Source organism: Stenotrophomonas sp. STEN009, from assembly GCF_056760395.1.
Window position 1 is genome coordinate 86,584 of record NZ_JBRRES010000012.1, and the last position, 15,105, is coordinate 101,688.

General features: G+C 68.4%; 14 protein-coding genes. 11 read left to right on the top strand and 3 right to left on the bottom strand.

Features of this window, described 5'->3' with window-relative positions; translation table 11 throughout:
* The first annotated feature begins 127 nt into the window (after nt 1–127).
* Complete coding sequence (locus ACVOMM_RS07965; protein ID WP_065182080.1) at nt 128–766, top strand: tetratricopeptide repeat protein; 639 nt, start codon at nt 128–130, stop codon at nt 764–766.
* 72 nt (nt 767–838) lie between these two features.
* Here the strand turns inward: ACVOMM_RS07965 and ACVOMM_RS07970 are convergent, their stop codons facing one another.
* Entirely contained in the window at nt 839–2,323 is a 1,485-nt protein-coding gene (locus tag ACVOMM_RS07970) for an AAA family ATPase (protein ID WP_065182079.1), read from the bottom strand.
* A 123-nt stretch (nt 2,324–2,446) separates the two neighbouring features.
* Between ACVOMM_RS07970 and ACVOMM_RS07975 the strand changes: the two genes are divergently transcribed.
* From ACVOMM_RS07975 to ACVOMM_RS08015, 9 genes are all read left to right on the top strand, one after another.
* Entirely contained in the window at nt 2,447–3,076 is a 630-nt protein-coding gene (locus ACVOMM_RS07975; RefSeq protein WP_053519980.1) for a ParA family protein, read from the top strand.
* A gap of 51 nt (nt 3,077–3,127) precedes the next feature.
* Nucleotides 3,128–3,604 (top strand): SixA phosphatase family protein, encoded by a 477-nt coding sequence (locus ACVOMM_RS07980; RefSeq protein WP_053519979.1) that lies wholly within the window; start codon nt 3,128–3,130, stop codon nt 3,602–3,604.
* A gap of 4 nt (nt 3,605–3,608) precedes the next feature.
* Nucleotides 3,609–4,226 (top strand): YceI family protein, encoded by a 618-nt coding sequence (locus tag ACVOMM_RS07985; protein WP_065174131.1) that lies wholly within the window; start codon nt 3,609–3,611, stop codon nt 4,224–4,226.
* Nucleotides 4,223–6,295: a phospholipase D family protein gene (locus ACVOMM_RS07990; RefSeq protein ID WP_459062556.1), complete on the top strand. Its 2,073-nt coding sequence runs from the start codon at nt 4,223–4,225 to the stop codon at nt 6,293–6,295. The genes ACVOMM_RS07985 and ACVOMM_RS07990 overlap by 4 nt, the downstream gene beginning before the upstream one ends.
* Nucleotides 6,296–6,305: 10 nt before the next feature.
* Complete coding sequence (locus ACVOMM_RS07995) at nt 6,306–6,740, top strand: hotdog fold thioesterase (RefSeq protein ID WP_053519976.1); 435 nt, start codon at nt 6,306–6,308, stop codon at nt 6,738–6,740.
* Between the two features lie 120 nt (nt 6,741–6,860).
* Complete coding sequence (locus ACVOMM_RS08000) at nt 6,861–7,652, top strand: lysophospholipid acyltransferase family protein (RefSeq protein ID WP_053519975.1); 792 nt, start codon at nt 6,861–6,863, stop codon at nt 7,650–7,652.
* 7 nt (nt 7,653–7,659) lie between these two features.
* The gene (locus tag ACVOMM_RS08005; protein WP_080375346.1) at nt 7,660–8,694 is read left to right on the top strand and encodes a YheT family hydrolase; all 1,035 of its coding nucleotides are present in this window, start codon (nt 7,660–7,662) and stop codon (nt 8,692–8,694) included.
* A 56-nt stretch (nt 8,695–8,750) separates the two neighbouring features.
* Nucleotides 8,751–10,820 carry a tetratricopeptide repeat protein gene (locus ACVOMM_RS08010; RefSeq protein ID WP_065182076.1) on the top strand — a complete coding sequence of 690 codons (2,070 nt, stop codon included), beginning with the start codon at nt 8,751–8,753 and terminating at the stop codon, nt 10,818–10,820.
* A 10-nt stretch (nt 10,821–10,830) separates the two neighbouring features.
* Nucleotides 10,831–11,442: a YbhB/YbcL family Raf kinase inhibitor-like protein gene (locus ACVOMM_RS08015; protein ID WP_065182075.1), complete on the top strand. Its 612-nt coding sequence runs from the start codon at nt 10,831–10,833 to the stop codon at nt 11,440–11,442.
* An 83-nt stretch (nt 11,443–11,525) separates the two neighbouring features.
* On the opposite strand, the gene ACVOMM_RS08020 is transcribed toward ACVOMM_RS08015, so the two are convergent.
* Nucleotides 11,526–12,353 (bottom strand): META and DUF4377 domain-containing protein, encoded by an 828-nt coding sequence (locus ACVOMM_RS08020; RefSeq protein WP_065182074.1) that lies wholly within the window; start codon nt 12,351–12,353, stop codon nt 11,526–11,528.
* Between the two features lie 73 nt (nt 12,354–12,426).
* On the bottom strand, nt 12,427–13,221 hold the full coding sequence (locus ACVOMM_RS08025) for an undecaprenyl-diphosphate phosphatase (protein ID WP_053520271.1): 795 nt from the start codon (nt 13,219–13,221) through the stop codon (nt 12,427–12,429).
* Nucleotides 13,222–13,440: 219 nt separating this feature from the next.
* On the opposite strand from ACVOMM_RS08025, the gene glnA reads away from it, so the two are divergent.
* The gene (gene glnA / locus ACVOMM_RS08030; RefSeq protein ID WP_053520266.1) at nt 13,441–14,850 is read left to right on the top strand and encodes a type I glutamate--ammonia ligase; all 1,410 of its coding nucleotides are present in this window, start codon (nt 13,441–13,443) and stop codon (nt 14,848–14,850) included.
* Nucleotides 14,851–15,105 lie beyond the last annotated feature (255 nt).

Consider the following 15,105-nt stretch of genomic DNA (forward strand, 5'->3'; position numbering starts at 1 on the left):
GCGACGGGGAAGGCGCGAATTGTAGCAGTGAGGCCGCGCAGGCCCCGGCACTCGCGCCGGCGGCCATGCTGCGGTTAGGATCAGGAGGAGAGAGAGGGGCTGCGGTCGCAGCCCGGGGGAAGAAGGAATGTCAGTGGCAGTAAAGATCCTGACCGGCATCCTGCTGGTCTCGGGGGCGGCCTCCGCGTGGGCGGCGCCGGTATTGCCGGCGCCACAGGAGTTCTATTTCGACAACGATGCCGCGGCTGCGCCGATGGTGGTCGTGCAGCAGTCGCAGGGCGATGCCCTGGTGGCGCAGCTGCTCAAGCAGCGCGAGCGTGGCCGGCGCGTGGTGGAAGCGACCGTGCAGCTGGCCTCGGTGGCGATCGCGCAGGGCCGTACCGAACTTGGCGAGCAGCTGTACCGCGAAGCATTGAAGGATGCCCCGGTGCAGAGCAGCGTCGGTCGCGGCGTACGCTGGAACTATGGTTGGGACCTGCTGCGGCAGGGGCAGCCGGAGGCCGCGCTGGAGCAGTGGCAGGCCGCCGCCGGCAGTACGCTCAGCAAGCCGAGCTGGTTGCCGCCAAGCTACGCGTTGGCACTGTGGCGCCTGGGGCAGAAGGAGCAGGCAGTGCAGTGGTACGCCGCTGCCGTGCGCACCGAACCGTCGCAGTGGAGCGACAGCAGCCGCTACGCGCAGCTGCTGCCGCAGTGGCGCGAGGACGAGCGCGCGTCGCTGGCCGAAGTACAGCAGGCCTGGGCTGCCGCGCCGCCGGCCTGGCCCTGAGGGCAGGCGTGGTGCCGGGGTGCACCCGGCACCTGCAGAGGGCAACAGCCTGCGGCGCGGGTGGCAGACCGCTCAGTCGTCCGCAGACACCGTGCGACCGGACGCCCACTCGCGCAACGCCGCCACCTGCTCGGCCATCAGCACCGACAAGGGCCGTGTCGCCCGGATCTCGCCCATCAGCGTTTCGGTATCCAGCGGCCGGTTCTCGGCATGGGCCGCATACAGCCCGGCCACGATGGCCTGCTCGATCTCCGCACCGGAGAACCCGTTGGACGCTGCGGCAAGCGCCGGCAGCGCGAAGTCGTCCGCAGTGAGCTGGCGTCGCCCCAGGTGCAGGCGCAGCAGTTCCACCCGCACCTCGGGCGAGGGCAGGTCGACGAAGAAGATCTCGTCGAAGCGTCCCTTGCGCAGCAGCTCCGCGGGCAGCTCATGCACCTGGTTGGCGGTAGCGACGATGAACACCGGCGCCTTGCGTTCGGCCATCCAGGTCAGCAGGTAGCCAAGCACGCGGCGCGATACCCCACCGTCGTCGCCACCACTGGCCAGGCCCTTCTCGATCTCGTCCATCCACAGCACGCAGGGCGCCAGCTGCTCGGCCGAGGCCAGGGCTTGGCGCAGGTTGGACTCGGTCTCGCCGTGGTACTTGTTGTACAGCGCGCCCACGTCCAGGCGCAGCAGCGGTACGCCGAACCCGGCGGCGGTGGCCTTGGCCAGCATCGACTTGCCGCAGCCCTGCACGCCCAGCAACAGCATGCCGCGCGGTGGATCCAGCCCTGCCGGTGCCGAGCCGGCGATGAACGCGACACGGCGCTGGTTGATCCAGCGCTTGAGCCGGTTGGCGCCGGCCACGTCGCCGAAGCGCGCGCTGTCATGCTCGAAGAACAGGTGGCCGCTGCGGTTGAGCAGCTCGAACTTCAGCCGCGCCAGCTGCGGCAGGTCGTCGTCGCGCAGCGCACCGTCGGCGTAGATGAGCTGCCGGGCGATGCGCCGGGCGTCGACCAGGCTCAGGCCCTGCAGGTTCTTCAGGATCTTCTTCACCGCCTCGCTGTCGACCTCCACGCGGCGGCCGCCGTGCTCGCGTGCATAGGCATCGGCCTCTTCGCGCAGCATCTTCAGCAGCGCATTGGCGTCGGGCAGGCGCGGGTTGAAGCGCACCGCCAGGGCTTCCAGTTCGGCCGGCAGCTCGACCTTAGCGCCGATCAGCACCAGCACATGGGGTTCGCTGTGGCGGCGCTGGATCAGGTCGCGCAGCGCGCGCTGGTGGCTGGCATAGCCCAGATAGGGATGGAAATCGAGCAGCAGGTACACCCCCCGCTGGTCGGCCTGGCGGATCATCTGCAGCGCCGCGCTGGCATCGGGCGGTCCGACCGGCGCATCCTCGCTGTCCAGATCGATGCGGCGCAGGCCCTCGGTGATCGACCAGCGGTGCAGGGCCCGCCATACATGCATCAGTGTCTGCCGGAACAACTCGACGATGCGGCCCTCGTCCTGGGTCTCCACTACGATCAGGGGGGTATTGGCGCGGATCAGCGCGCTCAGGTCCTGCAGTTCGCTCATGCGGGTTCGATCCTTCGGGGGCGTCACCATAGCAAAGCCGATGCCGACAGGTTCAGCGCGGCTCTACCTCCCGTCACCATCGCCGGTGTACGCTCGGGGCACGTACCCGGAAGCGAGGCTGGCATGAAGACGATCCTGGTGGCCGGTTCCAAGGGCGGGGTGGGCAAGACCACCGTCGCCACCCACCTGGCCGCGTACGCGGCATTGCAGGGCAAGGCCACGGTGATCGCCGATGCCGACCCGCAGGGCTCCAGCACCCGCTGGGCACAGCGCCGCGCCGGCCTGGAAAGCGCGGTGCTGCCGATCGACGTGTACCGGAAGAAGCAATGGGCCCAGAAGCTGCCCGATGGCACCGAGACCGTCATCATCGATGCGCCTGCCGGCGCGTTGGCCGACGATATCCCCCATTTCCTTGATGCCGCCGATGCGGTGGTGGTGCCGGTGCTGCCCTCGGCGCTGGACATCGAAGCCATCGTCGGCTTCCTCAACAGCCTGGCCCAGGTGCCGCGCGTGCACAGCCGCAAGCTGCCGGTGGGGCTGGTGCTCAACCGCACCAAGCCCTGGACCCAGACCTCGCAGCAGGCGCTGCAGATGCTGGCCGAATGGCCGTACCCGGTGGTCGCACAGCTGCGCGACAGCCAGAGCTACGTGGTCATGACCGGCCTGGGCCGCAGCCTGTTCGACTATCGCTCCGCCCAGGTGCGCGAGCACCAGGCCGACTGGGAACCTCTGCTGTCCTGGCTGAAGCTGTGACCGTTCACGCCTGGGCCCTTGCTCCACTCCCCGATTCCATGGATATCCGCGATGCGTGAACTGATCCTGCTGCGCCATGCCCACGCCGAACCGGCCACCCCGGGCCAGGCCGACCTCGACCGGCCCCTGTCGCCGGTCGGGCTTGCCGAAGCCGAAGCCGCCGGCCGCTGGCTGAAGGAGAACAAGCTGCTGCCGGATTGCGTGCTGTGCTCGCCTTCGCGGCGGACCCGCGAAACCCTGGAAGCGGTGATGGCGGCCATCGGCTATGTCGAAAAGCGCCTGGAAGACCGCATCTACGAAGCCACCCCGGGCACCCTGGCGGCACTGGTGGATGAACGCCGCGATCTCGACCGCGTGCTGGTCGTGGGCCACAACCCCGGCCTGGAACGGCTGGTGGCCCTGATGACCGAAGGCAGCAGCAGCGATTACCGCGGCATGCCGCCGGCCGGCATCGCGGTGCTCGGCTTCCCGCGCGAAGCGGCGATCGAGCCGGGCGTGGCCAGCCTGAACGCCTTCTGGTGGCCGTGAGCCGATGAGCCTGCGGTGGCCCGGCCGCTGCCTGTTGCCCCTGCTGCTGGCACTCGCCCCGGCCTGGGCGGGCGTGCCCCAGCCAACCACGTTGCCTCCGGTGCGCGCCGATGGCCCCCGCGTGCTGCTGCTCGACACCCAGCATTCGCGCATCGGCTTCGAAGTACGCACCCGCTTCGGGCAGCGCATCGAGGGGGTGTTCCCGCAGTTCGAGGGGCGCATCGAGGTGCTCTCCGACGGCCGCCACCAAGTGCACCTGAAGATGTTCACCCGTTCGGTGGAGATTCCCGGCAAGGCCCGCTACACCGGCTGGATGCGGGGCGAGGAGTTCTTCGACGCCGGGCGGCACCCCATGGTGGAGTTCGATTCGCTGCCCTACTGGCCCGACACGGTGGCCGAAGGCGGCGACATCGAAGGCCGTCTGACCCTGCGCGGGGTCAGCCATCCTGAATCGCTGCGGGTCGAGAAGGCGCAGTGCGCCCGACCCGGCTATGATTGCGACGTCGTCAGCCGCGGTACCGTGCAACGAGGCCGGTATGGCATGGACAGCTGGCAGCTTGCCTTGAGTGACCGAGTGACCTTCGTATTGCGAGCGCGCCTGAGCGAGGCGCCGAAACCGTGAATCTGCTGCTGCGGGTGCTGGCGCTGGCAACGGTGTTGCTTGGCAGTGGCTGTGCGTCGCTGTCGCACGCCGAGCGCGACCGTGCCGAAGCGATTGCCGTGCAGGCGCGCTCCACCGAGGTCGAGTGCCAGCGTGCCGACCGCTGCGCGCAGGAGTCGCCGCTGCGCGCGCTCGCTGGCCGCGCATTCAGCGAGTCCACCGAAACCCGTCCCCGTCATTACGCCACCCTGCTGGACGAGGGAGAGGGCGCACTGGTCGCGCGCCTGAACCTGTTGCGCAGTGCCACCCGCAGCATCGATCTGCAGACCTATATCTTCGACAAGGACGACAGTGCCCGGCTGGTCATCGATGAACTGCTCGCCGCCTCGAAGCGGGGAGTGAAGGTGCGGCTGCTGATCGACCAGCTCTCGGCCATCTCCGACCTGCAGATTCTCGGCGCCCTGTCCGGCGCCCACGAGAACTTCCAGCTGCGGGTGTACAACCCGACCTTCGGCAAGGCGCGGCTGAACTACTTCGACTATGCCGGCAGCGTGCTGTGCTGTTTCCGCCGCTTCAACCAGCGCATGCACAACAAGCTGCTGGTGATTGATGACGCAATCGGCGTGGTTGGCGGCCGCAACTACCAGGACGACTATTACGACTGGGACCGCGAGTACAACTTCCGCGATCGCGACGTATTGATCGCCGGCCCGGAAGTGCGCGAGATGGCGGCCAACTTCGATGCGTTCTGGCGCGCCCGCCGCAGCGTGCCGGCCGAACGCCTGAACGACGTCGGACGCACGCTGCTGCGCGAGGGCGTGCCGGCCCTGCCGCCCGCCACCTTCCGCCGTCCCGAGCGGGTGCAGCGGGTCAGCGCGGAGGCCAACGACATGGACTTCGTCACCCGCTCCTTCGTCGACACCGCGTTGCCGGTGGCGTCGGTGCGCTACGTCGCCGACCTGCCGCGAAAGCATCGGCGCGAAAAGGTCGATGCGCCGCTGGCCAGCCAGCACGTCACCGAGCCACAGCTCGACGCACTGATCGCCAGCGCGCAGCACGAAGTGATCCTGCAGACGCCGTACCTGGTGCTGTCCAAACCCGCGCAGACATTGTTCCGCGATCTGCGCAAGCGTCCGCAGCCGCCGCGCGTGCTGGTGTCCACCAACAGCCTGGCGGCCACCGACAACCCGATCGTCTACGCGCTGTCGTACAAGTACAAGCGGCGCAACATGCGTGAGCTGGGCTTCAACATCTTCGAATACAAGCCGTTCCCGCTCGATGCGCCGGTCGACTACCGCAACCTGCTGCCGGACCCGATCGAGGCGCCGCCGGGCCAGGACAGTGGCGGACGCAATCCGCTGATCGGCGGCAGCGCTGCCGGCAGCAATGCCCGCAGCGGCGGTACGTCCACCGCCACCGACGCCGCCGCCACCACGACTGGCGCCGACGAAGCGCCGGCGGTTTTCCGCCCCCGCACCGGCAGCGCCTACGAGAATGCGCGGGCGCGCCGCCGCGCCGCCGGCAGTGAAGTGGAAACGCGTCTGCTGCGCACCGAGACGCGGCCCTCGTTCCTGGGCAGCAAGGCGGTCAACAAGCCGCTGCCTGTGACCCGCAAGGGTGCGCGCATGGGGTTGCACGCGAAGTCGCTGGTGGTCGACCGCCGCATCGGCGTGGTCGGCACCCACAACTTCGATCCGCGCAGCGAGAACTACAACACCGAAGGTGCGGTGATCATCGACGATCCGGTGTTCGCCGAGCAGCTGGCGCAGAGCATCCTGCGCGACATCCACCCGCAGAACTCCTGGACGGTCGCGCCACGCGCCAAGCCGCCGGTGCTGTCCGGGCTCAACTACAGCGTCGGCAAGGCCTCCGAGGCGCTGCCGATCCTCGATTTCTGGCCGTGGCGCTACGCCACCGACTACGAGTTCAAGCCGGGTCCGGACTGCCCGCAGCCGCTGCCCCGGCAGAGCCCGGACTTCCACCAGTGCTACGTTGCCGTGGGCGACTTCCCCGAAGTCAACGTCGGACCGAAGTGGCTGCTGGTGCGCATGCTGACCGCGTTCGGCGCCGGCCTCGTCCCCATCCTCTGAAGGTGCCCGCATGACCCAGGTGTTCCGCGAAGCCGTATCCCTCGAGCAGCTCAATGCGCTCAGCCGCAACACGGCCATCGCGTCGCTGGGCATCGTCTTCAGCGCTGCCGGTGAAGACTGGCTGCAGGCCACCATGCCGGTGGACGAGCGCACCCGCCAGCCCTACGGAATTCTGCATGGCGGCGCATCGGTGGTGCTGGCCGAGACCCTGGGCAGCAGCGCGGGGAATCTGTGCGTGGAGGCCGGCAAGCAGATCTGCGTGGGCCTGGAGATCAACGCCAACCATGTGCGCGCGGTGCGTTCGGGCACCGTCACCGGTACCGCACGCGCGCTGCACGTGGGTCGCAGCACGCAGCTGTGGGAGATCCGCATCGAGGACGAGCAGGGCCGGCTGGTGTGCATCTCGCGGCTGACCCTGGCCGTGGTGGCTGCCGGCCACGGCTGAGCCCCTGGCCAGGCCCGCGACAGCGGCGGAACCCAGCGTTCCCCGCCGATTGCCCCGATCAAGCGGATTTATGGCCTGAACCAGCTGGCAGCGATGGCAGCCCTCCGGTATCGTGCGCGGATGACTTCCCCCACTCCGGCCCCCCGCGGCGGCGTGGCGCGTGTGTGCCGTTACCTGTACCGCGTACCGCTGCTGTTGGTCCACATCCTCGTGTTCCTGCCGCTCACCCTGCTGGGCATGCTCGCGCCGTGGGCGAACCTGCGCGTGGGCCAGGACCGTCTCGGTGCCAAAGTGGTGAACGCGTGGCAGGGCGGCCTGATGTGGATCTTCGGTTTCCGCCTGGTGCGCTTCGGCCAGCCGCTGCCCGGCGCGGTGCTGTTCGTCGCCAACCACGTCAGCTGGGTCGACATCAGCATCCTGCACAGCCAGCGCATGATGGGCTTCGTCGCCAAGCGCGAGATCGCCGGCTGGCCGGTGGTCGGCTGGCTGGCCGCGCGCGGCCAGACCATCTTCCACCAGCGTGGCAACACCGAGTCGCTCGGTGGGGTGATGCAGGTGATGGCCGATCGCCTGCGTGAAGGCAAGGCCGTGGGCGTGTTCCCGGAGGGGCGCACCCGCGGGGGCCACGAAGTGGGCCCGTTCCACGCCCGGATCTTCCAGGCGGCAGTCGAGACCGGTGTGCCGGTGCAGCCGGTGGCGCTGGTGTACGGAACGAAGGGCGACGCGCAGACGATCGTGGCCTTCGGCCCGGGCGAGAGTTTCTTCGCCAATTTCCTGCGCCTGCTCGGTGAGCCGGCGCGACGTGCGGAAGTGCACTTCCTGGCACCGATCGGTGCCCAGGACCTGGAAGGCCGTCGGCGCATCGCGGAGACCTCGCGCGCGCGCATCGTGGCGGCCATGAGCGGGGAGTGAGGCCGTGGTGGCCTTGGTCCCGCCACCGCCTGTCGACGCATCCGCGTCGATGCTGACTGCGGCCGATTACCAACCGCCGCGCTGGCTGCGCAATCCCCACCTGCAGTCGATGCTCAGTTCCAGCCGCATGCGCCTGCAGCGCGGCCTGCTGCTGCTGGCCGCCACCGGCGCGGTCAGCGAGGAAATGATCCTCGATGGTGGCGAGGGCGTGCGCCTGCAGGGCTGGCACAGCCACGTCGAGGGGCGCGAACCGCGTGGCATCGCACTGCTGCTGCATGGCTGGGAAGGCAGCGCCGAGTCCAGCTACATGCGCATGGCCGCCGCGCGCATGCTCGAGCAGGGCTTCGACGTGGTGCGGCTGAACTTCCGTGACCATGGCAACACCCATCACCTCAACCCCGGCATCTTCCATTCCAACCTGATCGACGAAGTGGTGCATGCCGCGGGCGACGTCGCCCAGCGCTGGCCGCACCTGCCGCTGGTCGCCGCTGGCTACTCGCTGGGTGGCAACTTCGTGCTGCGCCTGGCCCTGCGTGCGCCGGCAGCCGGCGTGCCGCTGCTGCGGGTGGCCTCGGTGTGCCCGGTGCTGGACCCGGCGTTGACCATGGAGAGCATCGAGAACGGCCCGGCGATGTACGACTGGTATTTCCGCCGCAAGTGGACCGTCTCGCTGCGCCGCAAGCGCGACCTGTTCCCCGAGTTGAGTGATTGCGACGATCGCGTGCTGAAGCTGGACATCCGCGCGCTGACCGCATGGCTGGTCGAGCGCCATACCACCTTCGGTTCGCTGCAGGCGTACTTCGACGGCTACTCGATTGCTGGTGATCGCCTGTCCGGGCTGCAGGTGCCGGCCGACATCCTGATGGCACAGGATGATCCGGTGATCCCGTATTCCACATTCCGCGACTGGCAGCTGCCACGCCAGGCGCATCTGGAAACGGCGTGCTGGGGCGGTCACTGCGGTTTCCTGGAAAACTGGCGTGGTGACGGCTTCTCCGAGCGCTGGGTGGCGCAGCGCCTGCGGCGGGTTCTGCAGGCCTGAACCGGGACCGGCGCGCAGGCCGCTACAATGCGGGTTTGCCCTTGAACCGGACCGCCATGCAAGACCAGATCATCCAAGCGTTGCGCCAGAACGAGGCCGGCCAGGCCGTGCAGCTGGCCCAGGCGTGGACCCGTGACGAACCCGGCCTGGCCGCGGCCCACCGCTGGCTGGCGCTTGCGCTGCAGCAGCAGGGCAAGCCCGGCGACGCAATGGACGCCCTGCAGCAGGCGCTGCGGCTGGCCCCCGACGATGCCCAGCTGCATCTGCAGCATGCCGGCCTGCTGTTGGCGCTGCGCGAATACCAGGGCGCCGACGAGGCGCTGCTGCGTACCACCGATCTCAATCCGAACGCCTTTTCCGCCTACCTGATGCAGGCGCACCTGGCGATCGGCCGTAATGACTTCGACGAAGCCCAGCGCCTGTCGACCCTGGCCGCGCGCGTCGAACCGGATCACCCCGATCTGCTGCACATCGACGGCATGATCGCCCTGCGCCGTGACGATCCTGATCGCGCGCTGGTGCTGCTGTCGCAGGCCAACCAGGCCCAGCCGAATGATCCGCGCGTGCTGTATGCACTGGGCTTTGCCTATCTGGGCAAGGACATGCTGGCATTCGCCGAGCAGGCCTTCCGCCGCGTGCTGGAGCTCAACCCGTCGCTGTCGTCCCTGCACGGGCTGGTCGTGCAGCTGGCGTTGCGGCAGGGCAATCTCGAGGCCGCCGCCGAGGCCATGCAGGTGGCGCTGCAGCAGCCAGGCATGGACCACGCATCGCTGCGGCGATTGGCCGGTGAGCTGGCGCTGCGCAGCGGGCAGCCCTTGCAGGCGCTGGAGCACCTGCTGCCGCTGCTGGAATCGCAGCCGGCAGACCGGCAGATGCTGCAGCTGCTGCTGATGTCGTGGCAGCGGCTGGGCCGCGAGGAAGAAGCGCGCGCACGCCTGGATGCGGCGCTGGAAAACAACCCGCAGCTGCATGACCTGTGGCTGGCACGCCTGTCGGTGGAAGAGGTGGGCAGCGATGCGGCGGTTGCCGTGGTCGAGCGCTGGATCGAAGCGATGCCTGGCCATGTGCCCGCCCTGGAGGCGCGTCTGCGGCTGCACGACATGGCGGGTGAGCACGCACAGGCTGAAGGCATCGCAGAACGCATCGTCAGCCTCGAGCCGGGCCGTGTCAGCGCCGAGTCCCGCCTTGTCGAGGGCCTGCTGCAGCGCGACCCCGCTGCTGCCGTCGCCCGCGTGCAGGCGCTGATCGAACAGGCCGCGGAGGGCCATCGCGCTGACCTGCGCACCTGGCTGGGCGAGATCCAGGATCGCGCCGGGCAACCGGATGCCGCCCTGGCAACCTGGCTGGCGCTGCAGGCCGACCAGGCGCCGCAGCGCCTGCCGCTGCCGCCGCAGGCGAAGGCACCGCCGAGCTGGCCGGACAAGGGCAGTGTCGACGAATCCAACACGTCGGCGCCGATTTTCCTGTGGGGCGCACCGGGTTCGGGTGTGGAGCGCGTGGCGACCGGCCTGGCCGCTGCCAGCCCGGTGCTGCGCAGTGATCGCTACACCAGCAACCCGCCGGATGACGCGTTCCAGAACTACCACACGCTGCAGGACCTGGCGTCCGGCGTGCTGACGCCGGAGCGGCTGGTGCAGCGCTGGCGCGAGCAGCTGCCGGCGCGCGGCGTGCAGGGCGACACGATCATCGACTGGCTGCTGTGGTGGGACAACGCGCTGCTGTGGGCCCTGCGCCCCCAGCTGCCGCAGGGCCGCCTGCTGATCGTGCTGCGTGATCCGCGCGACATGCTGCTGGACTGGGTGGCCTATGGCGCTGCCGCGCCGCTGGCGATGACCTCGCTGGCCGAGGCCGGCGAATGGCTGGCGCGTGCGCTGGCCCAGGTCGCGACCCTGAACGAGGAAGATCTGTACCCGCATGTGCTGCTGCGGATCGATCACATCGGCAATGATGCGCAGGCGATGGCCGAGCTGCTGGGACGCCTGTTCGAGCGCCCCATGCCCGTGGCAGCCCAGCTTGGCGTGCCGCGCTTCCCGCCGGGCCACTGGCGCCACTACCGCGACGTGATGAGCGCCGCTTTCGCCCAGCTGACACCGATCGCGGTGCGCCTGGGCTACCCGGAAGAGTGAGGACCGTCCGATGAAACTGAGCAGCCACAGCCTGACCAACGGCGCACCGATCGACCGCGAATTCGCCGCCGGCGACACCGCCGGTTTCGCGCCGGACCGCAATCCCCACCTGGCCTGGAGCGATGTGCCCGAGGGCACCCGCTCGTTCGTGCTGATCTGCGTGGACCCGGATGTGCCGACCGTGCCGGACACCGTCGGCCGCAGCGATATGACGGTGCCACGCGACCAGCCGCGCTGCGACTTCGTGCACTGGGTGATGGCCGACATCCCTGCCAGCGTGCACGAGATCGCGGCGGGCAGCTGCAGCGATGGCTTCGTGGTCAAGGGCAAGGCCGCACCGGCCGGTCCGGCCGGCAGCCGGCAGGGCCTGAACGACTTCACCGGCTGGTTCGCCGGCAATCCGGACATGGCCGGTGATTACCTGGGCTACGACGGCCCGTACCCGCCGTTCAACGACGAGCGGCTGCACCGCTACTTCTTCCGTGTGTTCGCGCTGGACGTGGCCGCGCTGGCGTTGCCGGAGCGCTTCACCGCCGCGGATGTCCATCGCGCCATGCATGGCCATGTGCTGGCCGAGGCGGCGCTGCACGGCACCTACACGTTGAATCCGGCGCTGGCCTGACCGCGCAGCGTGTTTCTGCAGCGCCGGGCAGTACGCCCAGCGGCAACGAAGAAGGGCGGCCCTGCGGCCGCCCTTCTGCATGCTTACTTCTTCTCGACGGCCGACTCGACCACCATGTCCAGCACATACGCCTGCGACGGCGCATCGGCCGGCGGGTTCTTCACCTCGTAGCGCTTCACCCGCACGACGTTGCGCACGCCGTCTTCGTGGGTGTAGCCCTCGATGTTGCCGTAGAAGTTCTCGAACTTGCCCGGCTCGCCCTGCTTGAGGCCCTTGTCGTCATACTTCACCTCGCGGACCTGCAGGCACTGGTAGTCCGGGATCAGCGGGTGCGAGCACTTCTCGGTCCGGGCGGCCACTTCCAGGAACACGGTTTCGCCGGCGCCGCCATAGCGGGTTTCAGCGGTGGGTTCCGGAGCGAAGACCAGCGTGTCGCCCTGTGCGCTGGTCAGGGTCAGCATGCCGGCGGCATCCTGCTCCGCCTTCAGTTCGCCCTGCAGGCGGCTGGATACGGCCTCGTCCAGCGCCATCAGCGACTTGTCCGCGCAGGCCATCATCGTCGAGGCCATCGCGCTGACACTCAGCTTTCCGTCGGCCAGGGTGTAACCGCCACTCATGCGGTTGCAGGTATTGCTGACCGACAGGCGGCCATCGACGAAGTCCAGGGTGACCGGCTTGTCTTCACGGGCGAACAGCGCGTCGATGCGCTTGCCGTCGGCGGCCGTGGCCTTCTGCAGCCGCCAGTGCTGGCTCTGCAGGCGCTGCGCGTCCAGGTGCGCCAGCGTCTGCTGGTCTGCCGCCTTGGTCGCCGCCGGGGCCACGTCGTCGCCGCCGGTTCCGGCCGGGGCCGGGGTCTGGCTGCAGGCGGCCAGCAGGGCCAGCGGGAGGAGCAGGGTGAGCTTGCGGTTCATGGTGATTCTCCTTGGGGAACCGAGGGGGAAACGGGGCGGGGCCGGCAACGGGGTTGCCGTTCCCCGCCGCTGTTCAGGTGCCGGACGGCAACCACAGCAGCAGTGCGGCACCCAGCGCGATGCGGTACAGGGCGAACGCGGTGAAGCGGTGCGATTTGATGTAGCCCAGCAGCCACTTCACTACGATGAAGCCGGTGATGACGGCGGCAACGAACGCCACGCCGACATCGGCCCAGTTCTCGCTGGCCAGTTGTCCCTTCTTGGCCAGCTCGAGGAACGCATAGGCGCTGGCGGCGAACATGGTGGGAATGCCGACCAGGAACACGAACTCGGCGGCGGCGGCGCGACGGCTCAGGCCCAGCAGCATGGCCAGGAAGATGGCCGACGCCGAGCGCGAGGTGCCGGGGAACACGCCGGCCACCACCTGTGCCAGACCGACACCGATCGCCACCGTCCAGGTGACCTGGTCGCGGTCGGGCAAGCGTGCGGTATACAGCTCCACCAGCAGCATCCAGATGCCGCCGATGATCAGCGCCCAGGCGATCGGGCTGACCGTTTCCGGAAGTTCCCAGCCGAGCAGGCGCACCGGCAGCCCGACCACGGCGGTGACCAGGAATGCCGCGCCCAGCTTGAACACGTAGTCGCGGTTCTCGCGCTGTCCCAGGCCGGTGGCCAGACTCCACAGGCGCTGGCGGAACACCAGCACCACGGCCAGGATCGCGCCGGCCTGGATGATGATGTTGAAGAAATCCGAACGTGCGCCCAGCCAATGCTGGGCGATCAGCAGGTGGCCGGTACTGGAGATCGGCAGGAATTCGGTCAAGCCTTCGAGGATGCCCAGCAGCAGGGCGGAGAGCAGGTCGGACATGGACAGTGCGGGCGCGTGCGGCGGAAGAAGGTCGAGAGGATAGACCATCCATGCCGCACCAAAGGGGTGCATCCGCGTGCCTGCGCACCCCTTTGGTGCAGGCTGTGCCGCACTGACGCAGTGCACGCTGTGTGAAATCAAGGACTTGCAGGGCGCAAAAAGTTGGCACGGTCATTGCTGTACCTCAGCAGGCATTCATTCCCATCCGAGGTCGTACCGATGTCCGTGGAAAACGTTGAGAAGCTGATCAAGGACAACCAGATCGAGTTCGTCGATCTGCGCTTTGTCGACATGCGCGGTGTCGAACAGCATGTCACCTTCCCGGTCAGCATCGTCGAAGCGTCGCTGTTCGAAGAAGGCAAGATGTTCGATGGCAGCTCGATCGCCGGCTGGAAGGGCATCAACGAATCGGACATGGTCCTGCTGCCGGATCCGTCCAGCGCCTATGTCGATCCGTTCTACGCCGATCCCACTCTGGTGATCAGCTGCGACATCCTCGATCCGGCCACCATGCAGGCCTACGGCCGCTGCCCGCGCGGCATCGCCAAGCGCGCCGAGGCCTACCTGAAGTCCTCGGGCATCGCCGAATCGGCGTTCTTCGGCCCGGAGCCGGAATTCTTCATCTTCGACTCGGTCCGTTTCGCCAATGAAATGGGCAACACCTTCTTCAAGGTCGACTCGGAAGAAGCCGCCTGGAACAGCGGCGCGAAGTACGACGGCGCCAACAGCGGCTACCGCCCGGGCGTGAAGGGCGGCTACTTCCCGGTGCCGCCGACCGACACCCTGCACGACCTGCGTGCGGAAATGTGCAAGACGCTGGAACAGGTCGGCATCGAAGTGGAAGTGCAGCACCACGAGGTGGCCACCGCCGGCCAGTGCGAGATCGGCACCAAGTTCAGCACCCTGGTGCAGAAGGCCGATGAGCTGCTGCGCATGAAGTACGTCATCAAGAACGTCGCGCACCGCAACGGCAAGACCGTCACCTTCATGCCCAAGCCGATCGTCGGCGACAACGGCAGCGGCATGCACGTGCACCAGTCGCTGTCCAAGGGCGGCGCCAACCTGTTCTCCGGCGACGGTTACGGCGGCCTGAGCCAGCTGGCGCTGTGGTACATCGGCGGCATCTTCAAGCACGCCCGCGCCATCAATGCCTTCGCCAACTCGGGCACCAACAGCTACAAGCGCCTGGTGCCGGGCTTCGAAGCACCGGTGATGCTGGCCTATTCGGCGCGCAACCGTTCGGCGTCGTGCCGCATTCCGTGGGTCTCCAACCCGAAGGCACGCCGCATCGAAATGCGCTTCCCCGATCCGATCCAGTCCGGCTACCTGACCTTCACCGCGCTTATGATGGCCGGCCTGGACGGCATCAAGAACCAGATCGACCCGGGCGCACCGAGCGACAAGGACCTGTACGACCTGCCGCCGGAAGAAGAGAAGCTGATTCCGCAGGTCTGCTCCTCGCTGGACCAGGCGCTGGAAGCGCTGGACAAGGACCGTGAGTTCCTGAAGGCCGGCGGCGTGATGAGCGATGACTTCATCGACGGCTACATCGCGCTGAAGATGCAGGAAGTGACCAAGTTCCGCGCGGCGACCCACCCGCTGGAATACCAGCTGTACTACGCCAGTTGACCGGGCGGGGGGGGGGGGGGGGGGGGGGGGGGGCCCCCGCCCCCCCCCCCCCCCCCCCCCCCCGCCACAGGAAAAACGAACACACGCACAGGCAGCCTCAACCCGAGCGATCCCATGCCAGCGCGGATACCACACCCGGACGTGCCCCACCTGCCCACCAGGCACGGTGCCGTCGTCCGCACACCGCTGCGTGCCAATAACCCCTGCACGCCGGGCGGATGCCCTTGCGTGCGAAGTAAAGGAGGGGGTGACGGC